The 23,513-nt window shown below is 60.7% G+C and carries 26 protein-coding genes; 2 read left to right on the top strand and 24 right to left on the bottom strand.

Going from position 1 to position 23,513, the window contains the following annotated elements:
- Positions 1-55 precede the first annotated feature (55 nt).
- The 22 genes from L6D81_RS06585 to L6D81_RS06480 form a co-directional block, all read right to left on the bottom strand.
- The gene (locus L6D81_RS06585; RefSeq protein ID WP_003222226.1) at positions 56-352 is read right to left on the bottom strand and encodes a phage tail assembly protein; all 297 of its coding nucleotides are present in this window, start codon (positions 350-352) and stop codon (positions 56-58) included.
- A complete protein-coding gene (locus tag L6D81_RS06580; protein ID WP_007908779.1) occupies positions 349-696 on the bottom strand; it encodes a phage tail tube protein in 348 nt (115 codons plus the stop codon). The genes L6D81_RS06585 and L6D81_RS06580 overlap by 4 nt, the downstream gene beginning before the upstream one ends.
- 66 nt (positions 697-762) lie before the next feature.
- Positions 763-2,259, bottom strand: coding sequence for a phage tail sheath subtilisin-like domain-containing protein (locus tag L6D81_RS06575; protein WP_197868720.1), 1,497 nt, complete (start codon positions 2,257-2,259; stop codon positions 763-765).
- Positions 2,259-2,438, bottom strand: coding sequence for a DUF2635 domain-containing protein (locus L6D81_RS06570; protein ID WP_236178367.1), 180 nt, complete (start codon positions 2,436-2,438; stop codon positions 2,259-2,261). The genes L6D81_RS06575 and L6D81_RS06570 overlap by 1 nt, the downstream gene beginning before the upstream one ends.
- Entirely contained in the window at positions 2,435-3,019 is a 585-nt protein-coding gene (locus tag L6D81_RS06565; protein WP_236178366.1) for a phage tail terminator protein, read from the bottom strand. Before L6D81_RS06565 ends, L6D81_RS06570 begins: the two co-directional genes overlap by 4 nt.
- A gap of 59 nt (positions 3,020-3,078) precedes the next feature.
- Positions 3,079-4,107, bottom strand: coding sequence for a phage late control D family protein (locus tag L6D81_RS06560; protein WP_236178365.1), 1,029 nt, complete (start codon positions 4,105-4,107; stop codon positions 3,079-3,081).
- A 9-nt stretch (positions 4,108-4,116) separates the two neighbouring features.
- Entirely contained in the window at positions 4,117-4,329 is a 213-nt protein-coding gene (locus L6D81_RS06555) for a tail protein X (RefSeq protein WP_236178364.1), read from the bottom strand.
- Positions 4,322-4,705 carry a phage tail protein gene (locus L6D81_RS06550; RefSeq protein ID WP_236178363.1) on the bottom strand — a complete coding sequence of 128 codons (384 nt, stop codon included), beginning with the start codon at positions 4,703-4,705 and terminating at the stop codon, positions 4,322-4,324. Before L6D81_RS06550 ends, L6D81_RS06555 begins: the two co-directional genes overlap by 8 nt.
- Entirely contained in the window at positions 4,702-6,897 is a 2,196-nt protein-coding gene (locus tag L6D81_RS06545) for a phage tail tape measure protein (RefSeq protein WP_236178362.1), read from the bottom strand. The genes L6D81_RS06550 and L6D81_RS06545 overlap by 4 nt, the downstream gene beginning before the upstream one ends.
- Positions 6,898-7,025: 128 nt before the next feature.
- The gene (locus L6D81_RS06540; RefSeq protein ID WP_236178361.1) at positions 7,026-7,607 is read right to left on the bottom strand and encodes a phage tail assembly protein; all 582 of its coding nucleotides are present in this window, start codon (positions 7,605-7,607) and stop codon (positions 7,026-7,028) included.
- Positions 7,608-7,712: 105 nt separating this feature from the next.
- Entirely contained in the window at positions 7,713-8,219 is a 507-nt protein-coding gene (locus L6D81_RS06535; RefSeq protein WP_236178360.1) for a phage major tail tube protein, read from the bottom strand.
- Positions 8,219-9,385 carry a phage tail sheath protein gene (locus L6D81_RS06530; protein ID WP_236178359.1) on the bottom strand — a complete coding sequence of 389 codons (1,167 nt, stop codon included), beginning with the start codon at positions 9,383-9,385 and terminating at the stop codon, positions 8,219-8,221. The genes L6D81_RS06535 and L6D81_RS06530 overlap by 1 nt, the downstream gene beginning before the upstream one ends.
- Positions 9,386-9,387: 2 nt before the next feature.
- Positions 9,388-9,573: a hypothetical protein gene (locus L6D81_RS06525; protein ID WP_236178358.1), complete on the bottom strand. Its 186-nt coding sequence runs from the start codon at positions 9,571-9,573 to the stop codon at positions 9,388-9,390.
- A gap of 101 nt (positions 9,574-9,674) precedes the next feature.
- The gene (locus L6D81_RS06520; RefSeq protein ID WP_082934365.1) at positions 9,675-10,211 is read right to left on the bottom strand and encodes a DUF4376 domain-containing protein; all 537 of its coding nucleotides are present in this window, start codon (positions 10,209-10,211) and stop codon (positions 9,675-9,677) included.
- Positions 10,211-12,931, bottom strand: coding sequence for a phage tail-collar fiber domain-containing protein (locus L6D81_RS06515; protein WP_236178357.1), 2,721 nt, complete (start codon positions 12,929-12,931; stop codon positions 10,211-10,213). Before L6D81_RS06515 ends, L6D81_RS06520 begins: the two co-directional genes overlap by 1 nt.
- Positions 12,932-13,567, bottom strand: a complete 636-nt coding sequence (locus L6D81_RS06510; RefSeq protein ID WP_236178356.1) for a phage tail protein I — start codon at positions 13,565-13,567, stop codon at positions 12,932-12,934. It abuts the gene before it with no gap.
- Positions 13,564-14,559 (bottom strand): baseplate J/gp47 family protein, encoded by a 996-nt coding sequence (locus L6D81_RS06505; protein WP_236178355.1) that lies wholly within the window; start codon positions 14,557-14,559, stop codon positions 13,564-13,566. Before L6D81_RS06505 ends, L6D81_RS06510 begins: the two co-directional genes overlap by 4 nt.
- Entirely contained in the window at positions 14,556-14,888 is a 333-nt protein-coding gene (locus tag L6D81_RS06500; protein WP_236178354.1) for a phage baseplate protein, read from the bottom strand. The genes L6D81_RS06505 and L6D81_RS06500 overlap by 4 nt, the downstream gene beginning before the upstream one ends.
- Before the next feature lie 14 nt (positions 14,889-14,902).
- Entirely contained in the window at positions 14,903-15,511 is a 609-nt protein-coding gene (locus L6D81_RS06495) for a phage baseplate assembly protein V (RefSeq protein ID WP_236178353.1), read from the bottom strand.
- 3 nt (positions 15,512-15,514) lie between these two features.
- Positions 15,515-16,036 (bottom strand): hypothetical protein, encoded by a 522-nt coding sequence (locus L6D81_RS06490; protein ID WP_236178352.1) that lies wholly within the window; start codon positions 16,034-16,036, stop codon positions 15,515-15,517.
- Positions 16,037-16,109: 73 nt separating this feature from the next.
- Positions 16,110-16,448, bottom strand: a complete 339-nt coding sequence (locus L6D81_RS06485; protein WP_236178351.1) for a phage holin family protein — start codon at positions 16,446-16,448, stop codon at positions 16,110-16,112.
- Between the two features lie 521 nt (positions 16,449-16,969).
- Positions 16,970-17,704, bottom strand: a complete 735-nt coding sequence (locus L6D81_RS06480) for a LexA family transcriptional regulator (RefSeq protein ID WP_236178350.1) — start codon at positions 17,702-17,704, stop codon at positions 16,970-16,972.
- A 210-nt stretch (positions 17,705-17,914) separates the two neighbouring features.
- Between L6D81_RS06480 and mutS the strand changes: the two genes are divergently transcribed.
- Positions 17,915-20,497, top strand: a complete 2,583-nt coding sequence (mutS, locus tag L6D81_RS06475; protein WP_236178349.1) for a DNA mismatch repair protein MutS — start codon at positions 17,915-17,917, stop codon at positions 20,495-20,497.
- A gap of 163 nt (positions 20,498-20,660) precedes the next feature.
- Positions 20,661-20,984: a ferredoxin FdxA gene (gene fdxA / locus L6D81_RS06470; RefSeq protein WP_007908827.1), complete on the top strand. Its 324-nt coding sequence runs from the start codon at positions 20,661-20,663 to the stop codon at positions 20,982-20,984.
- Positions 20,985-21,472: 488 nt separating this feature from the next.
- On the opposite strand, the gene rpoS is transcribed toward fdxA, so the two are convergent.
- Together rpoS and L6D81_RS06460 are read right to left on the bottom strand one after the other, a co-directional pair.
- On the bottom strand, positions 21,473-22,480 hold the full coding sequence (rpoS, locus tag L6D81_RS06465) for an RNA polymerase sigma factor RpoS (RefSeq protein ID WP_007954831.1): 1,008 nt from the start codon (positions 22,478-22,480) through the stop codon (positions 21,473-21,475).
- A gap of 106 nt (positions 22,481-22,586) precedes the next feature.
- Positions 22,587-23,468 carry a peptidoglycan DD-metalloendopeptidase family protein gene (locus L6D81_RS06460; RefSeq protein WP_236178348.1) on the bottom strand — a complete coding sequence of 294 codons (882 nt, stop codon included), beginning with the start codon at positions 23,466-23,468 and terminating at the stop codon, positions 22,587-22,589.
- Positions 23,469-23,513 lie beyond the last annotated feature (45 nt).

The following is a 23,513-nucleotide window of genomic DNA, read 5'->3' as shown; positions in this document are numbered from 1 at the left end:
ATCATCTGTTCGGGGTCAACCTTCCAGAACCAGGCCAGGTCATAGGCGACCGAAATCAGGTCGGTGATGGCTCCGACGCCGCACTCATGAAAAAACTCGCAACGGCCCAGCTCAGCGCGTTGAGGTCAGCCAGATCCAGCTGGTTGACCGACGACGGCGGAATGCCGGCGCACACGGCGATGTATTTGGCCGCCACGTCCATGTCGAGGCTGACCTCTTCGCTCTTGTCGATCTTGTACGGCAGCGCCTTGATCGCTCGCACTTCCTGCACCGTCGGACGGCGCAGGACGAGTTCGGTCAGGGGCTCGCCGTGAGCTTCGATCGCAACCTGAAGCTTCACGGCGCCGCTCATTGCCAGGTCCCCTTGATGCCTTCGAATTTCAGTTCGATGGTGGCGTCATCGCCCTTGGAAACTGGCTCTTCGACCAGGTAGGCACCGGCCAGCACATAGACTTTGCCGTTGCTGAATTCGCAGGTGACGGTGATGTCGGTGCCTTCGATCAGCTTCTTCAGCGGAAAGTCAGCGGTGTGCAGCGCGGTCACTTTGAACGACGGCGCGATGTCGGTTTCCTTGTAGAAACCCGGCACGACGGTTTCGCGTTTGACGGCCATCAACGGGGCTTCGCAGCCGCCATTGATAGTCAGTTGTGCACCGTCGACCTTGACGTAGCAGGTGCCTGCAATCAGTTGACCCATGGTGTTACTCCCTTCAAATAAAAAGCCCACGCGAAGTGGGCTGGATTCATAGATTCAAACGGGCGATCAGGCCGCGTCGTCGTACTGCAGGCGGAACTGGTTGAGCAGTGCGAACACGCGCAGACCGTTGATGTAATCCGGCGGGAACAGCACGTTCACGCGGCTCGGGTCCTGCACGTCGCGCTCGACGATCAGGTGCTCGGCGAACAGCTCGGCGTTCTCCACGTGGCCTTCGAGTTCGAGCTTGGCGTACTGGGCGATCAGCTCACCGCGAATGGTCGCCGGGGTGACGATCGGCTGGCCGGCGCCGAAACGGGTGCCGTCGGAAGCCAGTTTGTGGCGACCGTACTTGCTGGTGATCACGCTTTGCAGACGACGCACGATGAACGCCGACTGGTGCATGGTTTCGCTGTCCAGGTACGAGTTGTCAGCCTGGCCGTAAGCGTTCTTCTGGTAGGTGGTGATCGAGCGCTGGATGCGCACGTAACCGCCTTCGTAGTACGCGGTGGCGATGCCGTAGTTGAGCAGCGACTGACGCTCGGTCAGGGTGAAACGCTCGCTGGCCGGAGCCGGATCGACACCCGGCAGGCTGCCGCTCTGGGTCGGACGGCTGGCGTCGGCGGAGATGAACACCGCAGTGCGCGCAGCCAGTGCCGCAGCTTGTACCCACACCGGTTGTGGAACGCCCGGTTCCAGTGCCTGAATGGTCATGTGCTGGTCGTTGCGTGCCTGACCGGCCGCCACCAGCGTGCCGACGGTGCCGCGCTTGGCGCTGTAGACGTGACCGAACAGTTGCTTGGCCCACGACCAGCGACCGGTGCTGTCGTCCATCACCGCTTGCCAGGTGTTGAGGGTGGCCAGATCAGACCATGGCAGCGCGATGAATTCGAACGGCTCGTCACCCAGTGCGGCAACCGCTTCTACCTGATCAGGCACACCGACGCCGCCGGTCATGGCGGTGATGGCGGTGGTCAGGCCGGCCGGGGTTTCTTCGCCGTTGCTCTTGCCCAGGCGATTGAATTGCAGGCTGATGTCGTTGCCGCTCTCGCCAGTCCATTTGGCGTTCAGCGTGACCACGCCTTCGGCGGCCGCAGCGCTCACCGGCAGATCGGCGGTGGCGTTGATTTTCTGAGCCAGAGCCGTCGCCGCTTGAGCAGCAGTGGCACCGTTGACCACAGTGGCCTGGACGCGAACGCCGCCGACATACAGGTTGAGCACGCCGGCCTGAGTCGCGGTGCCGGTCAGGGTCAGCACGCCTTTGGCGATGGCGCCGGTGGCGTTGTGCAGCGGCAGGCACCAGATCTCACCGATCGGGTCGGCCTTGCGGAAGGTCTCGTACATCGAGGCGAGCATCGAACCCTGGCCGCCAATGCTCTTGGCCAGTGCCACGCTGGAAACCAGCACCAGTTTGCCGACTTCGCTCGGGGCGATGTTGTCGTTGACCTGCGCCACGATCAGGCGGCGCATGGACGAGGACGCGCTATTGGCGGCCGAGTTGTCCATTTCGGCATAGAACAGCGGTACACGAATGTCCGCAGGGATGTTGCTGAATCCGATCGCCATTATTTGGCTCCCTTTTGTTTGGCTGTTGCGGTTTTGAGGGTGATATCGCCGTCGGTCAGACGCCGGCGCCACCAGGCGCTGTCCAGCACTTCACGGCCTTCCAGTGGCAGCAGGTCGCCGGCTTCCGGGTCCGGCACGGCACGGCCAGGGGCCGGCACTACGGTGATGCGGTTGCTCATGGGGTTACGTCTCCAGAGAAAGTCAGTTCCACGCGCCCGTCAGGGCCCGGGCGTTTCAGGTTGGGGTCGGCCGGGTCGATCGCATCGACCCGCACGGTGGCCCCGGTAAAGGACGACAAACCGTCCAGTTCGCGCTCGTGCCAACTCTCCGCAGGCTGACTTGGCAGATTGCGGCCCAGCTGGAACTCGGCAAAAAAGCGCAGCCGATAGAACGCGCGGCTGCTGGTGATCGAGACCGTTTCGCCGCCGTCGTAAACGATGGCGCTGTAGTTGGAATCGGGTTTGAACCCCACCAGCGCCCGCCACAGTTCGGCGCGCAGGTCGTGCAACAGATCCAGCGCTTTTGTGGCGTCCGTGGCATCGAGTGCCAGGATGATTTCGAAGCGGTCGCGGATCGGTTGGCTGGCGGCGTTCTGGGCGGTGCTGGTGCTGGCCAGGTCGGCCAGCGGTGAAACATGGGCCGAGGGCATCGGCAGATTCGGGTCGCCTTGCAGTAGCGCCAGGTCAACACCTGTCGCGATATGGCCGGCAAGGCTTGGGCATTGCGCACGCAGCTGCGTGAGGATCGGGGAGACCTTCATGGGGAGCGTTCCAGGTTTTATGAATGACCACAGCGAGGTGTGGCGATGAGACCGGGGGATCAGTCCTTGGCTTTTGCCTCGGGATCGCGGCCGGTCGCTTCGATCAGGCAGCGATAGCTTTCCTCGCGCTTGCCGCTGGCCGTGACCTTTTCAATCGACCAGCGACCGCGCATGAAGTCCGGCCAGGTATCGTCGAGTACCAGCAGACCTTCGGCTGCCAGCAGCGGATCGCCCGGACAGGTGACCTTCAGCTTGTATTTCTCGCGCAGCATCTTGCGCACTTCGGCCTCGCCGATGGCTTTGGCTTCTTCTTCGCTGGCCAGTTTCTGGCGAATGACCTTGTAGGGTTCGGACCCGGTGATCACCTCCTGCAGCTTGCCGAGCGCACTGTCCCAAAAGGAGGTTTTGCAACCCTGGTTCTGGGTGCGGGCCGTCTCTTCCAGCGTGGCGCTGATGAAGGCGTGATCACCCGGCCGATTGTTGTGGGTCACCGACAGCCTGACGTCCGGTATCACCTGGCCCGACAGGTTTTTCAGTTGCGCCGGTTTCGCCAATACATAGAGGTCGTTGAACGGCTTGGCCACCGCGTCGTACTTTTTCGCCAGGCGTGTGATGAAGCTCATGTCGGTTTCGTTCGACTGGTCGACATGGGCGATCCGGATCAGCGCCAGTTCGGCATCCACGCGCGGCGAGAATCCGTGTCTCGAGACCAGCTCGCGAAACAGTCCGCCAAGGGTTGTAGGGCCATGACTGGCCGTGCGCCGTTCCTTGAATCCGGTGTCGTCCTTGCCGCTGAAAGGCGCGGCAGTCGCGACCAGCGTCAGGCGCAGCGGGAACAGCGTGGGTGTCAGTCGGGTCACTTTGAACTGGCCCTTTTCGACCAGCCCGGTCTCCAGATAGCCGACCCGCAAGCCGATGGTTCCGCCCAGGGTCGGCAAGCCTTCAAGGCCTTCCAGGTCGAGCACCAGCGTCAGTTGATCGGACTCCATGCCAGCGGCATCGATGTGTTCCCAACTGATCAGGCGCTGGTTCAGCAGGTCCTTGTGGGCGCCGTAGATTTCAATCGCCGGCGTAAATCCCTGTGCCATGCAGCCTCCTTAATCCCAGGCCAGAACCGGTTTGATTGCGGCCGGTCTGCTGTCGAGCTCCGGCAGCGTCACCCAGACACCTGCCGGCAGGATCGGGCCGTGCTCGGCCAGGGTCGGGTTGAGTGTCCACAGGGCTTCTTCGGCGCTGTCATCGCTGCGACCGGTTTCGCGGTACAGCAACAGATTCACCGAGTCACCGGCCATGCTCCGTACCTTACGCATTGTTGAACTCCGACAATCCGATGACCCACTTGATCACCATCGCGGTGCCGTCATCGATGACCTCGCTCTGGTTTTCGTCGATGCTGTTGATCCGCCACAAACCCCAGTTGCGACCGATGCCGTCAATCAACGGCAGTGGCACCCGTAGTGCTTGCAACGCACGCAGCTCATCGAGCCGCTCCATCGCCACGGCGTACATCGAGGTGCCGGAGATGGTCAGGGTTTCTGGCTTCTGTCCGCTCTGATGGGATTTGGGTTTGCTGGTCAGGATCGGCAGTTCCGTCCAGCCGCCATCGGACTTCCGCGCCAGCGTGCTGTACGCAAAATTCCGGGACAGACCGAAGATGAAACTGCCCAGTGCCATTTGTTGTTTCATGTACCGGCTCCGTCAGTCAGGGCTGCATCGCGGCGTGTGCCCAAGGGGTTGGTGGTCAGCAGCGACATGAAAGGTCCGTGAAACTGGCCGGACAGCTGTTGCTCGATAATCGAATGAATTTGCTGGGCCGTGTCGGGCGCAGGACAGGTGACCTGGATCGTCGGAGAGAAGGAAACCTGCTGGTTCTGCGTCTGTGCACCCGCCAGGTCTTTAGCGACTTCGGCCGGCGGGGCGAGTTTGTCCGGCGCGCTGGACATGAGCCTCTCACCTAAAAAGCCTCCTCCCTCAGCGCCCAGCCATCCCCCGACCAGTCCACCAATCAGACCGCCAAGTGCCATGCCCGGCGCCAGTCCCACACTGCCGATGGAGGCGCCGATCGAGCTACCGGCGACCGCACCGGCCCAGGCGCCACCAGCGGCACCGAGACCTTGCGCGATCTGCTGTTTGTCACCGCTGGCAATACCTGCGGCGACAGCCGAAGCACCAATCGCCGCCTTCGCCTGCCAAGGCATCCAGCGCGAGGCCGGCTGCACCGATGCAAGCACAGGCTCCAGCCGCGGTGTAGCAACCCTTGCAGTCTGTTCGAGTATTTTCAGACCGTTGCCAGCACTGGCACTGCGACCGGCCAGAGCCAAGCCCTGAGTTTCAGCCACGGCCGTCGCAGAGGTTGCTGCAGACAAGCCGAGCTTTGAACGACCGGGAAGGGAACTGGCAGCTTTATCAACGATCCATTTGCCTCCCCGGTCTTTCAGCTCACCGACCACCGCATCGGTCACGGCGTCGAACACCGGTTTGATCCAGGCCGTCGCCGTCAGAACTGCACCCGTGGTTTTCGGGTAGGTTTCGGCCAGATCGCTCAGCCTGTCTATCGAATGGCTCTCACCGGGCGTTTCGATATCGGGCGCCAGTGCATTGCCTTTGGCGACCGCCAAACGTTCCTCACGGGCATTCCTGATGTTCCACTGCCCCTGCTGAGTATTGGCAAGTGCCTGTGCGGACTCTCTTACCGAGCTTTTATCACCCAGCTTCGATGTCGCGTATCGGCTTTTGTCGCTGACCAGGTAAAAGGCTTCGTTCACCTTGCCGAGGTCCTGAGACAGCGACAACGCGGTGTCTCCACTGACCGCGAACAATGTCCGGGCCAATGTCGAGCGCTGCTCCACCGGTCTGGTATTCAAGGCCGCAAGCACCGACAGAACAGCGCCTTGGGCATTCTGTTTGTCAGGATCACGCATGGCTTCGGCCACTGCCTTGGGATCCAGGCCCAGTTGCTTCCAGGCACCTTTCTCGGCCATGGAGGCTTGATCGCCCTTGCCCAGTGCATCGGAAATGTTCTTCAACGCATTGCCGGCATCGTCTTTTTTCGCGCCGCTGTTCAGCAGCGCTGCCGTCAATGCCGCGGCCTGCTCAGGCTGCAAGCCTGCGCTGATTGCCGCCTCGCCCGATTGCTGCAGAACAGAACCAATATCAGCCGCCTGGACATCTCCGGGCATTTTGCCGAGATGATTGGCCGCATCCGCCAGATCAAGGGCTTGATCGCGCGAGAGCTTCATCGAAGTGCGCCAGACCTTCAACATTTCACCGGCTTCCAGCCCGGTAACTTTGAATGCCGATGCAGTAATGGCCGCATCGCTGGCAAAAGTGAGCAATTCGCGTTTCTTGCCCTCGGCGTTTACCGCTTCGCTGCCGACTCCCGCCTTGGCTGCCAGGGTTTCAATCCTGACCAGCTCAACCCCGGTAGTGCCTCCGGCGGCCACCAGCGTGGCACTGGCCATTTTCAGGCTAGTGAGGGCCATGTCTTTCCCGTCATCGCGGGAAAGCTGCGCCACACTCGCAAGAGTGGCCGCCGCCGAATCCATGGTCATCGCGGCCTTGCGCGTCTCGGGAGGCTCAGCGCCCCCGGAGGATTTTTCCGGTGTTTTATGCCCGCCGGATGACTCACTCTTCGCTCCGGCACTCGCAGCCTGTGGCAACCCACGCAAGGCGGACAGGGTCACGCTCAATGCATCGATTGCCGAAGTCAGCAGCACGATTTTTCCGCTGGCCGTCAGCAGTGCCTGGCGCAGGTCGCTGGTCTGATCCAACGCGGTTTGCCCAGCACCTGCGAGCGCAGCCGTGCTCAGAGTGATACTGCCAAACCCTGCGCCGGCGCTGTCGCCGGCATTCATGAGCGAAATCTTGCTCTCTGCCATGCCGCTCTACTCCTGTTTCACGCCAAGGCGAGTGATCGCTATGTCGTAGCGGCGCAACGCCTTTTCGGCGTCCCACTCCAGAATCTCCGCCTCACTTACCGGGTAAATGAGCGGCACGATATCGAGGATTACTTCGATGTCGCGTTCTGAAAGAAGGCCGCCGGCTGGTTTAAAAAATCGTCGATGCGCACCTGCAATTGCGTCCAGTCCGGCACGGTCATCAGGGCCAGATCGGGGATCATCAGGCCGGTGCAATGGGCGGTGATGAACTCGGCGCGTTCCTTGGCCGTTTTCAGTTTCTTCATCACTTTGGTGGCCCGCAGTGCCGGCATTTCCAGGCTCAGCGAGGTCACGGTACGGCCGGTGACGGCGAGCGGTTGCAGCAGTTGCACCTGATCGGGATCGTCGGATTTTTCCGCGTCTTCGACCTGATCGAGAAAGTACGAAGACGGACGGGTCGAGAACTCGTGCACGTACTGCGCGATGGTCACGTAATCCGGACGCTTGAGCTGGTCGAGCTCCTTGACCGACAGGCCGGTGGCCAGCAGCGCCAGCTCGAAGAACTGGTCGTCTTCGTCATCGCCGGCGCGTTCCAGCGCTTCTTTCTGGGCGGCGTAGAACAGCGGCTTGAGCTGGATCGATTCAATCTGCGAGCCGTCGTCACCGGTGATCGGCGACAGCAGGTCATGCTTGGGTGGCATCCACGACATGTATGAATTCCTTGGTGATTCTTGAGGGGTGTTGCAGTCCCTTGTGGGAGCGGGCAAGTCGCACCGCCGCTCCCACAGGGTTTTGTGATTGCCTTTAGCCGAGGCTTACGGCATCAGCACCGCACGACGGGCATCACCGAGGATGTCGACGCCGTTGAGCACGAACTTCTGGGTGCGCACGTCGATGTCGATCACCGGCACGCCGTTTTCCAGGCGGTTGTAGGTGCGGCAGGAGAACTCAAGAGTCGTCAGGGCTTTGCTACCCATTTTGATTGCTTCTTCACTCATGGTTTTGAGCTTGCCGCCAATGGTGTGATAGGTGAACCAGGGGTTGCCGTCCTGATCCTGACCGGCTTCACGCACGTTCAGCAGAATGTCGTCGCCCAGTTTCACGCCCATCGCCAGCAGCACTTCAGCGCCAGTGCCTTGCAGCTTGAGCGTGGCATTCAGCGGCTTGGCGCTCTTGGCCATTTCCTCAACGATGAAGCGCCCGCCTGTCATGCTTTCCATGTCGAAGTCGATCTTCGGCGGAGTGAATTCCTCCACGGTCGCCGACAACGGCAGGCCTTGCAGGGTGGCCGCGATGGCCTGTCTTACGCGGTTGGTAAACATTAGAGAACGTCCTCCAGGAACTGCTCGATGATTTCATCGCGGGCGTTGAGTTGATAAACCATGTGTTCGTTCGGCGCGTAGCGGCCGTAGTCGATGACCACATACCAGGTACCGTTCTTGTACTTCTCGACGCTGTTGAGTTCCGGGTGCAGGTACACGCTGCCGCCGGGAATGGTTTCGTCGGCGACCAGGGTTTGCAGCCAGTCGTTGATGCGTTTGACTTCCTGATCCATGAACGACTTGGTCAGGTTCTTGGCCATGGCTTTCTGGCCGGCCTTCACCAGCTTGCGGCTGATGGCGTCTTCCAGACCGACGTAGCTGATGAACTTGCCGGTGATCGAGCGGTTGCCCAGCAGCGAGAAGCCGCCAAGGATGGTGCGGGCGTAGTAGCTGACGCCGTAGCGGTTGAGCAGATCGCCTTCGGTGGAGGTGTCGAGGATGTTGTACTCGACGACCCGCGACACGTCTTCGGCGTAGGTCACCTGGTTGCCCGGGCTTTCCCATTGCTTGACCTTGGCCAGCGCGGCAATCGCCAGACTGGAGGGCGCGAGGAAGACGTTTTTCTTCGCTGCTTTCGAGTACACGGCGGGCATGTTGTGCACCACCAGGCAACGGTCGAAACCGAGGTCAGCGCCGCCCAGTTCCTGGCTGTACAACACCTGATCGGCGACCGAAGCGTCCTTGCCGTCCAGCACCACACGGGCCTTGATGCGCTTGCCGAACGCGGCGAACTCGCTGGCCACCGCCTTGGTGCCAGTGAAGCCTGGCGCGCCGATGATGGTCAGGTCTTCCGGGACGCTCCCCAGTGCCGCCAGACCGAGCTTGCGGCCGGTGGCCGGTTCAACACCGCCGATCACCGCGTTGACGGTATCGGCCGGGGTCGCGCCCGCTTCGACGATCACTACGTACACCGGCACCTTGACCACTTTGAGGATCTGGTAAACCGCGTGGTACAGGGTGCCCTCTTCCGATCCGGTCGGATCGAGCAGCGCGTGGGTGGTGAAGCTGTTGATGCGAAACGGTGCGTTGCGCGGAATCAGCGGATCGGCTTTCGGCGCGGTGCCGACCAGACCGATGACGTTGTCGCCAAGGCCACCCATGGCCTCGGGGGATTCGGTGGCATTGACGGTAATGCCGTTGTGCTCGAAGTTCAGAACCTCAGCCATAGTCAGTCAGCCTTCTTGGCAGCGGCCTTCACGGCCTTGTTGGTAGATGTTTTCAGCTCCAGTCGACCGGCGCTGTGCAGGGCACTGGCCTCGACGTCGAGCAGATCGAGTTCCTGGCCGACGCTCGACCAGTGCCCACCGCCGGTGGGGAATGGAACGAGCACGGTGTAGGTTTGGCGGGTTGCCATTTTTCGTTTCTCCATAAACGGGAAAGCCCCTCGTTGGGAGGGGGCTTGGTGGGTGTTGAGTGTTTTTTGGGGGAAAGAAAACGCCCCGGGATGCGGGGCGTTTATTTGAGATCTGCGGTATCGGCAGACGATGAGTCCGGCCAACCCTCGGTAAGCATTTCGTCGTGGTACTCGCCTGTCTCGATTGCGCGTAACAACGTCAGCTCCCGGTCAAAGCAAGCCTGGACGTGCGCCCGTACTGCCTTCGCAATATCGATGATTTGCGCAGCTCCAATCTCGACGAATCCTTTCGTTGTTTTGAAATTGCAGCGGTATTCAGGATCGAAAATGGCTGAGAGCCCCATGCTTGCGATCAGCGCCTGGCTGTCGCGGGTTGTCTCGATTTGCAGGCTGCCGACGACAATGCCGACGCCCTCCCGAGCGAAGCGCTCAGCCGCCACAGCGGCCTTGAGTTCATCCAGCGAGACCACCGGAACGCCTTCTGGCGCAAAACGCTCGCCGTCGTACAGCCAACCCTCTTCGACCTCGCCGGGGCATTCGATCCAATTCATATCCGGGTGAAACATCGTCTTTATGTCGCCGTCGGTTTCGAACAACTGAACGGCCTTACCCATGTAAAGAAGGGCGTATTTTTTCATCAGGCGTATTCCTCGAAAATCACAACACCGCCAGCGCCCGGTGCGCCGTTGCGCGCTGCCATAGATGGGCCGTTGGCCACACCACCACCACCGCCCCCGTATCCCGTACCGTTCTGAATCGAAGCGCCGATACCGTACCCACTTCCCCCTGCACCAAGTGGTCCGCTACCGCCATGACCAGCCAGAGTCGACCCATTGACGGATATACCGGGATATCCAGGCGCACCAGGCATGTTGAGTAAATTGCCTCCAGAGGATGGCGCCCCCGGATAGCCGCCCACGTACAAGGCATAACCTACCGTTGATACAGCAATAGAAAAGATTGACCCCAGACCGCCCGGGGCAGACAACAGTGCCCCCACCGAGGTGGCGCCGCCTGTGCCGCCACTGGTTCCAGTTGTGCCTGAAGCCAATCCAGCGATCCCTGCAAGACCTACGATGACCGACTGACTCGCGCCAATTTCCTCCGCCGTCAGTAGCGCCTCCGCATAGCTGCCAGCCGCGCCACCACCGGACGCAGAGACTTGGCCAGATGCCGTAGCAGATGCACCGCCAGATCCTGCTCCGCCTCCCACGATCCGAATCCGAACCTTTTTCATCCCGGGCGACGGAACGTAGGTCCCGTTAGCCGTAAACTTCTGAATATTCAGAAGGCGACCAAACTCGTTTTTAATCACTCGCTGCTCAAGCGAGGCGATATCAATCGTTCCCTGGTTAACCGGTGTGTTCCAGGCCTTGATGCACCACATCACCGCCAAGTTGCGCGGACGTGTGCCGCCAAAGGCTAATTGATCGCTGTTAACAACTGTCGAGCTGGCATTGATAACCGACACGGTGTACTGGGCGCCCGGATAGTCCGCAACGTTAACGGCGTCGTATCCCATGTCCAACAAAGCTGTGTCAGGCGACGACGAAGCGTTCCTGTCCGATACCGTCGATATCGATGTGCCGATATCAAATACGTGTTCAGATGCCTTTTGCCAGCTACCAATCGTTCGGCCAGCATCAACACTACGCCCATGATCCCAACCACGCAGGAACTCACCACGCGTATCCGGTAGCCGCGTATAGCTCGCGTCGTCACCAGCAATGTTGAACTTCTTGTTCAGGTAAGCGGCAAGGTGCGGATAGAGCGCATCCTGAAACAGACTGCCGTCCGCTTCCAGATAGCCAGGAGGCACGACACCAGACGGGAACGGCATCAAGGCGCCCACCGGTACCGCCGATTTCATTTTTTCCAGCTCGGCGGTCAGTGCGGCAACGTCTATCTGCCCCTGATTGACCGGAGCGTTCCAGGCCTTGATGCACCACATGACGGCGATGTTGCGGGGGCGGGTTTCCGTGGAAGTACGAGCCACCTTTGAAGCATCAAGGATCACACTGTGGTAAGCGTCTTTCTGGTTGAGCGGCGATGAGGACCGGCTCATGTTGCCCATTGTGAACGCGCCACTTACGGTGGTGATATCGAGATAGCCATCAAAGGTGCCGTAGATGTTCTGCAGCGTGTCAGTCTGAGAACTGCCGATTGCCCGACCGCCATCGATGCCACGCCCATGATCCCAACCCCGCAAGAACTCCCCACGCGCCTCAGGCAAGCGGAAATTCCCGACGCCCTCATCCCCCTTGTTGAACTTGCCACCCAGATAGGCGCTCAAGTCCGGGTAAGTCGCGCTGCTCTTGACGCTGTTGTCCAGCTCCAGGAAACCCGGCGGCGGCGTATCGACAGGGAACGCGACAATCGAGCCCACCGGCAGCGCCGAGGCCTTGGCAATCAGCGCCTCGACTTCAGCCTTGGTGTACGAATCCTTGATGCCAAAACCGGCCAGCGTGTCGGGATTCGAGCCGGCCGTCGCGCGGCCGTATTCGTCGACGCTCAGACTCTTGTAAGTCCCGGCGGCAATCCCGGTACGACCTGCCAGCATCTTGAACGTCAGCGCAGTGGTGCCGAGGGTGATCGGCGCGTTGGTGGTCAGGTGCCACAGCGAATCGCCGTTGAGCGTGCCCTCTTCCACCATCACCGTCAGGCCCGGGGTGACCTTGGCGCTGACGTTGGCATCGTTGGCCCGGATCCAGTCGCCGTTGGCGACGATCCACAGACCGTTGTCTTTCGCCAGGGTCTGATTCGGCAGCAGCACGCGGTCACCCGCAATCACCGCCACGCCATCGATCTGCTGCGCACCGTTCAACACCACATTGGCGGTGGCGGCGACGCGAACCGACTGTTTGCCATCCAGTTTGCCGAGTTCTTCGGCGAGGTAGCTCATGACCCAGGCGCGAGTGGCCTTGACTACGGTGTCGTCGATCAGCAGCGTCACCAGCGAAGCATTACTGGTCTCGAAAATCGAGCGGATGTAGAACTCTTTGCCGGAGCCCGAAGTGGCCAGTACCGGTTTGAACGACTCCGGGTATTTGACGATGGCGTAGAGAATGCCGGTGTCGGTCCACAGCCCGGCTTCACGCACGTACCAGCCGCCGACGTCCGGCGGGATGGTGACTTCGGCGAGCAGCCAGCTCGGGTTTTTCTCGTCCTGGAACAGTGCGTTGAGCGGACCGCGCCAGACTTCGCGTTTCAGCGCGGTAGCCGTCGCGGCCGGGTTGTAGACCGCGCCGCCTCCGTCGCCGACGGAAATCTGCGTCAGCTTGATCGGCAAGCCCGCAGCCTTGCACGCCGTTTCGTAGGCAATCCCTGCGTTGGTGAGCAGGGTGTAATAGTCAGCCATTCAGGCCCCCTGAGGATAAATAGTGGATGTTTCGACGGTGTACATGCCTGCGCCCATGAACGCCTCTCCCGAGGTTTCGAGCCCTTCGATGAACACCGGATAAACCGTGGTCAGCTCACCGCAGAAAGTCGCGGCGCCAATGACGTGATTGCCGAAGGCGCTGAGGCCGACCGACACCGACAGCACGTCCCGCTCGCTCTTGGCATCCGCCAGGCGTCGGTCGAGACGGGCGTCGATTTCTTCGCTGTAGGGTTGTTCGCTGAAGGCCCGCACGGAAAAGCTGTAAGGCTCGCCGGGCGGTGTCTGTTCGTACCAGGCGCGGATTTCCGGCCTGAGCTGCAAGCCCTTGGCGGCGTTTTCCAGCGCCTTGCGAGTGCCGGCCTGGCGCGCGGTGGGCCAGGCCAGTTCGACGGTCAGGCGCTTTTCCGCTTCCGGTGCGTCGGTGCTCCATTCGGCAACGCCACGATCCGCTGCGAGATACGGCAGGAAGGCGACGGGGGTTGAGGCCGGGTTCATCAATTCGGGAAACGGCGGAGCAACGCGATCAAGCAATGCGCCGAAGCCGATATCGAGTGCCCGTTCCAGCGCCGAGCTGTTGGCCGGCAGCAGGGTCGGACGCGGTGTCTGATCGGTCATAGCGTCTGCACCTCGACCTCGACCGCCGTGCAGTACGGCGCTTGAAACGCCGAGCACACGACAGGCTCCAGCGGTTCAAGAATCTGCAATTGCACGGCGCCGGCGCTGTGCAGCGTGTAGTCGATCCAGCTCGGGTCGACCCGGCCTTCCAGGCGATGGCAGCTGTCGGCGTAGGCCTGCAAGTGTTGCTGTGCAGCGACCTTGGTCAGGCCCGAATCCGGGCCGGAATTGATCATGGCCACGACGCGGATCTTGTAGCGCTGAATCTCGGCAGCCTGCACCGTGACCTTGTCCGTTTCCGGACAGACATCGGGCCGGGCAAAGTGTCGGCGCACGCCGTCGAGCAACGTCACGGATGGCGTACCGTCGCCCTCTCGGGCAAGCACGGTGACTTGCACTTCACCCGGCGCGGTGCGGCGGCCGTTACCGTCCTTGACCTGCGCGGCGAGGCCGTCCGGGTCGAAGGTGTAAGTGACGTTCACCACACCGGCATCGGTGGATTCGACTTTCACCGTCGGCCGCTCGCCAAGGGTGAAAACTTCGCGGCGATACTGCATCCGCGAGCCCGCCGCCGGCGCATGGGGCGCCAGGTAATAACGCAGCCGGGCGTCATCGTCGCTCTCGTAAATCGCCGGCACCGGCGGGAATGCCGCCGGATCGCCCGGATCGAGCAACTGTCGCTCCAGCCCCATGTCCGCCAGCCGCGCATCTAGATTGCTGCCGGTGGCCCACCACGCCAGCATCTGCTTGATCCGGGCGTTGTATTTGCGTTCGTGGGTTTGCAGGCGAACGCAGAAAGCCTCGAGGGCCAGGGTCAGCAGTTCGCTTTCGTTGTCCAGGCTGGTCTTGAGTTTTTCCGCGCTCTGCGGCGAGCGGGCGCCGACGTACTCGACCACGAAGGCCTTGAACTCGGCGAGCAAATCCTCGAAGGCATCGACCTTGATCAAGGAGGGTTCGGCCAACTGATTCTGGCCGGGGATCAACATGCTCATGTCACGACCTCGAAAGTCTGTTGGCGGTTTTTCCAGGTGCCGGCAAATCTCAGCAGCAACCCGGCGCCCTTTCGGCTCGCCACGATCACGCCGGGCTGGAAATCGCTGATGCCGTTTTGCGGGTTGTAGAACGCCTGGGCTGCGTGGCTCTGGGCGAGCAACAGGATGTCGTCGCCCAGGTTTTGCCCCAGCAATGTGGGGATCAACGAACCATAAAGGGGCCTTTTTTGCCGGGTGCCCAGCGGCGTGGTCAGGGCCCGGGTCGCGCGCTGCACAAACTGCAGCCAGTCGTCGACCGTGGCCCCGCTGTCTCTATCGATTCCGATCATGGGAAGCTCTTGATTCAGGGGCTGATGACGCGACCCTGGTGATCCACCAGCGGGCCGCTGAAGTGCACGCCCGAGGCGTCGATGGTCAGGCCGACGGCGCCCAGTTGCAGGTTGATCGCTTGCGGTGTCATCGCCAGCCGTGCCGGGCCGATGCTCAGTTCAAGCGATTCGCGAGAGCCGCTGAAGGCTGCCGGACCGTTTTGCCAGTGCAGGGTGTGCGTGGCGTCGTCGTAGCCGCTTTCGCTGCCGTCCTGATGAACACGACGCGTCAGCGTTGGTACGGTGGAGGCCGGTGGAAAACGGTCACTGTTCAGGCCGAACAACGCCACGCTCTGGGCGCCGCTTTCACCGCTGCCGTAGTTGAACAGCAGACACTGCTCACCCACCGTCGGGATCCGCGACTCGCTCTGCGCGCCGGCGCTCGGGTTGAAGAACTTGATGGCCGGGGTGAGCAATCCACCGTGGCTGACCCGGCAGGTGTTGCTCGCCGCATCGACCTCCTGACAGATTCCTATGCGGCAATAACTCTCGGCGCGACGGTGCAGGTCTTCAATCTCCGCTTCCATTTCCGCCAGGCGCTCGATGATCGGGCCCAGTTGCATACGCAGTAATGCGTCGAACATCGGTCAGGCCTCCAGCGTGGTGTATTGGTCGGGGTCGTCGATGTCGCTGACTTCCCAGGTGCGGGCGAATTTCGGCGTGCCGAGCGGGTCGTCCAGCAAGGTCGGCCCCAGATAGAGGGTCTGGTTGAAAGACAACGTCCAGGCTTTGTTCGGCTGATCGGCGCGGATGAGCAATGACGGCATTCCATCGATGTTCATCGGCAGATCGCATTGATCGCCGGGCAAGCCCCAGCGGTTGTCGGTGACCAGATTCTTCAAGGCGGCGATCAGGTCGCAGGCAGCAAACGCCGTGGCGGACAGCGCCGGAATGACTTGCAGCGACAGCGTCAGCACATGGGCAATGCGCCCGTTGGCGGCGCGCTCTCCCGGTGCATTTCGCTCGATGTCGATCAGCACCCAGGCCTTGTCGCCGGGGGCTGTGAACTCATCGTGATTGCCGACCTGCACGTTCAGGTCGGCGTTGTTGCGCAAGGCTGTGGCCAGTGCCGTGAACAGCTGTGAGGGCTGCTCGATCGGTGTGGGCATGCTTGACCTCCTTTTCTGATGTCCACGCGAAGTCCCGCCGCACAAGATGCAGCGAGGCAGGCAAGTGAAAGATTTACTGTGAGTCGCGGGGCGGCATCTCGCAGACGCCGATGCGCTTGGCGGCCCAGCGTTCATAAAGACCGATGGCCACGTCGGCACCGGCCATGGCCGTCAGGCAACCGATCGCGCACGCGGCCCAGATGGACATACCGGCGGCATACAACAGCATGATCGCCGACACTCCGCAGATGACGCAGGCCCCTGAGCGCAACGCCAGACGTCGGATCAACGCCCAGCCGCGGGCGCCCTCCTTGTCAGCGCGCCACATTTCGCCGGATACGCCGCCCACCAGGGCGAGCAGAATGACCAGCCAGATCGGCATGTCCGCCAACGCTTGTTGCTCGTTTGTCATGTCACGCCTCCTGGTGTGATGGATGAGTGGTGTGTGTGGGGTTCAATCGTTTTCTCTTGAGGCAGGCATTCCAAAAAGCCCGGCAACTCGCCGGGCTTTTCAGTAATGCGCTCCTTCGCCTTCCTTCAATCCTGTGTATGTGAAGGAAGCTGACTTTTCGGCGCTACTGGCGCGGTACGAGTCCATTCATATTGTTTTTCCGACCGCGGTCCCTGCCCGCCGGATAACTGCTTCTGGTGCTTTACGCTGCACACCCGGGTCAGTTGCCAACCCTCTGAACCGTTGAGGCCGGTTCATCGCTGCCTGTTCTTGTGGAACTAAAGAGCTGTTGTTGCCAGCCGCTTTGTCGAGCGGCTTGGTGGCAAGAATATGCATGGATGCATATACAGTCAATGCGTAAATGCATTTATTTATGCATTAAATTTGCGCAGATGCATGGGAGCCCCGCCGTTCAAGGGCTGGCCGGTTTTCCAGAGGCGAAAAAAAACCCGCCGAAGCGGGTTTTGTCTGAAAGGATTGGCTTAGCGGGCGTACATGCCCCACCAGAAGACGTGACCGAGGATGACGATCTGCTCTTCCTGCATATCCTGGAAGCTGTAGTCCTCGTCCGGATGCTCATCGCGGTTGAAGCTGCGCAGACGGATACCGGTAGGCAGGCGATAGAGCTGTTTCACCCGCAATTGACCGTTGTGGTTGATCGCATAAAGGTCGCCATCAATGATGTCGCCGATCCCGCATTTGCCGGCATTGACGCCGACCGTGGCGCCGTCGCGCAGCACCGGCAACATGCTGTTGCCCCGTACTGTCACGCATTTGGCCTGATCGAACTGCACACCGTTATGGCGCAGACTGCGCTTGCCGAAGCGCAGGCTCGAGCGCTCGCTCTCTTCGATGACGAATCTTCCTGATCCAGCAGCCAATTCAACCTCGCGAAGAAAGGGCACCGACACCTCGTCGTCATCGACGGGGGTATCGTCGTCCCACAGGCTTATGTCCTTGAGTTCGGAATGCAACTCGTCGCGTCCGGCGTTGGCGCCCGGCGCAACATCCGCGCGCCCGCGCAACTGATCGGTGCTCACGGCAAAGTACTCGGCGATCTTCGAGATGTGTTTATCCGAAGGATCGACGATCTTCCCGCTGAGAATCCGCGAGAGCGTGGATTGAGGCACGCCGGTGCGACGGTGGAGCTCCGTGGGGGAGATCCCGTGCTGGTCGAGCAGTGCTCTTAAGACGGTAGATACGTTGCGTTTTTGCATAACGCGCATAGTGCTTGAAGTTTTTCGCGAAGACAAATGCTGATTTGCATAAATCGTCCATAGTCGACGTTTTTGCGCCAGATAGGTGTCACCCGGCCGCGATGCCTGCGGACCACAGAGCGCCCATGGTAACCTTGCGCCCATCGCGGAAAAGCCCGGCCACTGCCGCGCTTTTGCCCCACACCTTTGAACGAGTTGCCTGACAATCCGATGAATAAAGCCGTCTCCGACCTGTCCTCCCACACTCCGATGATGCAGCAGTACTGGCGCCTGAAAAATCAGCACCCGGACCAGCTGATGTTCTACCGCATGGGCGACTTCTACGAGATCTTCTACGAAGACGCGAAGAAGGCGGCCAAGTTGCTGGACATCACCCTGACCGCGCGCGGGCAGTCGGCGGGGCAGGCGATTCCGATGTGCGGGATTCCGTACCACGCGGCGGAAGGCTACCTGGCGAAGCTGGTCAAGCTCGGCGAGTCGGTGGTGATCTGTGAGCAGGTCGGTGATCCGGCCACCAGCAAAGGTCCGGTGGAGCGCCAGGTGGTGCGGATCATCACCCCCGGTACGGTCAGCGACGAGGCGTTGCTCGATGAGCGTCGCGACAACCTGATCGCGGCGGTGCTGGGCGACGAGCGCCTGTTCGGCCTCGCCGTGCTGGACATCACCAGCGGCAACTTCACCGTGCTGGAGATCAAGGGCTGGGAAAACCTGCTGGCGGAGCTGGAGCGGGTCAACCCGGTCGAATTGCTGATCCCGGATGACTGGCCGAAGGATCTGCCGGCGGAAAAACGCCGTGGCGTTCGTCGCCGCGCGCCGTGGGATTTCGAACGCGACTCGGCGCTGAAAAGTCTCTGCCAGCAGTTTTCCACCCAGGACCTGAAAGGCTTCGGTTGCGAAACCCTGACCCTGGCGATCGGCGCCGCCGGTTGCCTGCTGGCCTATGCCAAGGAAACCCAGCGCACCGCCCTACCCCATCTGCGCAGCCTGCGCCATGAACGGCTGGACGACACCGTGGTGCTGGACGGCGCGAGCCGCCGCAACCTCGAACTCGACACCAACCTGGCCGGCGGCCGCGACAACACCCTGCAATCGGTAGTCGACCGTTGCCAGACCGCCATGGGCAGCCGCTTGCTGACCCGTTGGCTCAATCGCCCACTGCGCGACCTGACCGTGCTGCTGGCGCGCCAGAGCTCGATCACTTGCCTGCTCGACCGCTATCGCTTTGAAAACCTGCAACCGCAGCTCAAGGAAATCGGCGACATTGAGCGGATTCTGGCGCGGATCGGTCTGCGCAATGCCCGCCCTCGCGACCTTGCCCGTCTGCGTGACGCCCTCGGCGCACTGCCTGAACTGCAAGCGGCGATGACCGATCTTGAGGCGCCGCACCTGCAACGCCTGGCGACCACCACCAGCACTTATCCGGAACTGGCGGCGCTGCTGGAAAAAGCCATCATCGACAACCCGCCGGCGGTGATCCGTGACGGCGGCGTGCTGAAAACCGGTTACGACAGCGAACTCGACGAGCTGCAATCGCTGAGCGAGAACGCCGGCCAATTCCTGATCGATCTGGAAGCCCGGGAAAAGGCCCGTACCGGCCTCGCCAACCTGAAAGTCGGCTACAACCGTATCCATGGTTACTTCATCGAGCTGCCGAGCAAGCAGGCTGAATCGGCGCCCGCAGACTACATCCGCCGTCAGACCCTCAAGGGTGCCGAACGCTTCATCACCCCGGAGCTGAAAGAGTTCGAAGACAAGGCGTTGTCGGCCAAGAGCCGCGCCCTGGCCCGCGAGAAGATGCTCTACGAGGCGTTGCTGGAAGATCTGATCAGCCAGTTGCCACCATTGCAGGACACCGCTTCGGCTCTCGCCGAACTGGACGTGCTGAGCAACCTCGCCGAGCGTGCGCTGAACCTCGACCTGAACTGCCCGACTTTCGTCAGCGAACCGTGCATGCGTATCACCCAGGGCCGTCACCCGGTGGTCGAGCAAGTATTGACCACGCCGTTCGTGGCCAACGACCTGAGTCTGGACGACAACACCCGCATGCTGGTGATTACCGGCCCGAACATGGGCGGTAAATCCACCTATATGCGCCAGACTGCACTGATCGTGCTGCTGGCACACATCGGCAGCTTCGTGCCGGCCGCCAGTTGCGAACTGTCGCTGGTGGACCGGATCTTCACCCGGATCGGTTCCAGCGATGACCTCGCCGGCGGGCGTTCGACCTTCATGGTGGAAATGAGCGAGACCGCGAACATTCTGCACAACGCCACCGAGCGCAGCCTGGTGCTGATGGACGAAGTCGGGCGCGGCACCAGCACCTTCGACGGCCTGTCCCTGGCCTGGGCGGCGGCTGAGCGTCTGGCACAACTGCGGGCCTATACTCTGTTTGCGACGCACTATTTCGAACTGACCGTGCTGCCGGAAGCCGAACCGCTGGTGGCCAACGTGCATCTCAATGCGACCGAGCACAATGAGCGCATCGTGTTCCTGCACCATGTGTTGCCGGGGCCGGCGAGCCAGAGTTATGGCCTTGCTGTGGCACAGCTGGCCGGTGTACCAAGCGAGGTGATTGTGCGAGCTCGCGAGCACTTGAGCCGCCTGGAAGATACCGTGCTGCCGCACGAAGCGCCGAAACCGGCCGTCAAAGGCAAACCGGCGCCGCCGCAGCAAAGCGACATGTTTGCCAGCCTGCCGCATCCGGTGCTGGATGAATTGGCCAAGCTGGATCTGGATGACGTCACACCGCGTCGTGCGCTTGAAATGCTCTATGCACTGAAGAACCGGATATAAGCACCGACGAACCGGATATAACGCAAACGGCTTCAAGCTGTTAGAATCTCGCGCGGTTCGGGATGCTGCTGGCTAATAGCCTGGCTGGCAGACATCGCTCCCGAACCTGGCGACCCCAACCGTGAAGGGGCAACGCTGCCGCCGCCTGAGGAGAAAATTAGAAATGACCTTCGTCGTCACCGACAACTGCATCAAGTGCAAGTACACCGACTGCGTAGAAGTCTGTCCGGTGGACTGCTTTTACGAAGGCCCGAACTTCCTGGTAATTCACCCGGACGAGTGCATCGACTGCGCTCTGTGCGAGCCGGAATGCCCGGCCGTGGCCATTTTCTCCGAGGACGAAGTTCCGGAAGAAATGCAGGAATTCATTCAGCTGAACGTCGAGCTGGCCGAAATCTGGCCGAACATCACCGAGAAGAAAGAATCGCTGCCGGATGCCGAAGAGTGGGATGGCGTCAAAGGCAAGATCAAAGACCTCGAACGCTGATTTGTCCCGCGTTTGGAAGAAAGGCCCCTCGCGGGCCTTTTTGCTTTTCCGGGTTTTGCCTTTTTTCAGGCAAAAAAAGGGGCGGTTTGACCCGCCCACATTTTTTCCCTATTCCCTGTGTTCCTTTTCATCGTCCTGATGAATCGCGTCCTGCGATGTCCATTCCCCTCTTCCTTGAAGGGCGTGTCTATCCGTCGACACAACCCGGATACTAGAGATTTCCCCGGCGGGGGCAACTGGTCTCCGGCGAACGCGCCCTTTGTCACAAGCTCATAACATTAAAAAATAGCCATATAGATCAATTACTTAAAAGAAGACGATGAGCGCAATCGCCTTCAGCGGCAGTGTAAAAATAACGAACACTTACGATACAGTCAGCAAAGGCTTACAGCGCAAACCTACAAGGCGGGAACATCTGCCGCTTTCGATACCCCAACAAAAAGCCCCGAACGAGTCGGGGCTTACTGCCTGGCGGTCATGCGGGTGGCTTATTGAAACAGCGACTCGCTCGACAGGCCGTTCTTCTCGAGTATTTCCCGAAGGCGCTTGAGGCCTTCCACCTGGATCTGTCTCACCCGTTCCCGAGTCAGGCCGATCTCCAGGCCTACATCTTCCAGCGTGCTGCTCTCGTGGCCGCGCAGGCCGAAACGGCGCACCACCACTTCGCGTTGCTTGTCGGTCAGTTCCGAGAGCCATTGATCGATGCTCTGCGACAGATCATCATCCTGCAGCAGTTCACACGGATCGGTCGGACGGTCATCCGTCAGGGTGTCCAGCAGGGTTTTATCCGAATCCGGACCCAGCGAGACGTCGACCGAAGAAACCCGCTCGTTCAGGCCCAGCATGCGCTTGACCTCACCCACCGGTTTTTCCAGCAGGTTGGCGATTTCTTCGGGTGAAGGTTCGTGGTCGAGCTTTTGCGTCAGCTCACGTGCAGCCCGCAGGTACACGTTGAGCTCCTTGACCACATGAATCGGCAACCGGATGGTCCGAGTCTGATTCATGATTGCGCGTTCGATGGTCTGACGAATCCACCAGGTCGCATAGGTCGAGAAGCGGAAGCCGCGCTCGGGATCGAACTTTTCCACCGCGCGGATCAGTCCGAGGTTGCCCTCTTCGATCAGATCCAGCAGCGACAGCCCCCGATTGACGTAACGCCGGGCGATCTTGACGACCAGCCGCAGGTTACTTTCGATCATGCGCTTGCGCCCGGCAGGATCGCCACTTTGCGACAAGCGCGCAAAATGAACTTCTTCTTCCGGGGAGAGCAGAGGGGAAAAGCCGATTTCGTTGAGGTACAGCTGCGTGGCATCGAGTGCCCGAGTGTAATCGATGTACTTGTGTTGTTTAAGTGAAGCGGAGTGTTTGGATTTGGCACGAACGGAAGGTGGAGCAGCCCCTTCATCATTCGACATCGAATCCGAATCGATGCCGGTCTCCATCAGGAGAACCTCATCGTCGATGTCAAACTCCGGCACTTCTTTACTGAGAGCCATTGTTATAGTCCTTTGGTGAGTTCGACCCCAAGCTCAAGCGACGCCTTTATCCTTGGCAGCGCTGGAGCCTGTCCCCTCTACGTGACGGAACAGGCTGGTCTGCAAATCAACGTCTGGGCAGGAACTGCAGCGGATCTACAGGTTTACCTTGTCGGCGAATCTCAAAATGCAGTTTCACCCGGTCTGTACCCGTTGACCCCATTTCGGCAATTGTCTGTCCGACCTTGACCTGCTGCCCCTCCCGTACCAACAGCCGACGGTTGTGTCCGTAAGCACTGACGTAGGTTTCGCTGTGTTTGATGATGACCAATTCGCCGTAGCCCCTTAAGCCACTCCCGGCGTATACCACTGTCCCATCAGACGCAGCTAAAACAGGCTGTCCCAAATCTCCGGCGATATCAATTCCTTTATTCAAACTACCGTTTGAAGAGAATTTACCAATCAGAATGCCATTAGATGGCCATCCCCAGCCGGTCGGGGCTGGGCCCGGTGAAGGCAGTGGAGCGGGTGTTTGCTTGTTGGCGACGGACGGTACAACCGTCGTGGAAGCCGCGCCGGATCGCGTGGTTGTAGTGGTTGTCGTGCCATTTGCCTGGCGCCGGATAACCGTGGTTTTACTGGACGAAGACGCTGAAGAGCCGGAGTTGCTGACAACCGCAGTCGACGTTGAACCGGTGCGCCCGTCGAAGCGAATCGCCTGACCCGGATGTATCGTGTATGGCGTAGGAATATTGTTCCGGGCGGCGAGGGCTTTGTAGTCCCAGCCGTAGCGAAAAGCGATGGAGAACAGAGTGTCGCCCGGACGGACTACATACTGTCCGGTCGTCACTGTAGGACGCTGGGCCACCGTACTGTTGCGATCAACGACCCGAACGTTGCTCGATTTTGTGCTGGAGCAACCGACCAGCAAGGTGCTCAAGACAAGGCCAGTCACCAGGCGCTGAAAGCTCGTGTTACCCATACGCTGCGCAATGACTGTGAGACTCACCCGCCGCTCCCTTTGTGGTGGCTGAAAAATGTGGAATGCCGGTTT

It is taken from the genome of Pseudomonas sputi (assembly GCF_021603585.1).
Taxonomy (GTDB): domain Bacteria; phylum Pseudomonadota; class Gammaproteobacteria; order Pseudomonadales; family Pseudomonadaceae; genus Aquipseudomonas; species Aquipseudomonas sputi.
The sequence above is the reverse complement of the archived record's forward strand: the minus strand, read 5'-3'. Positions and strand labels throughout refer to the sequence as shown.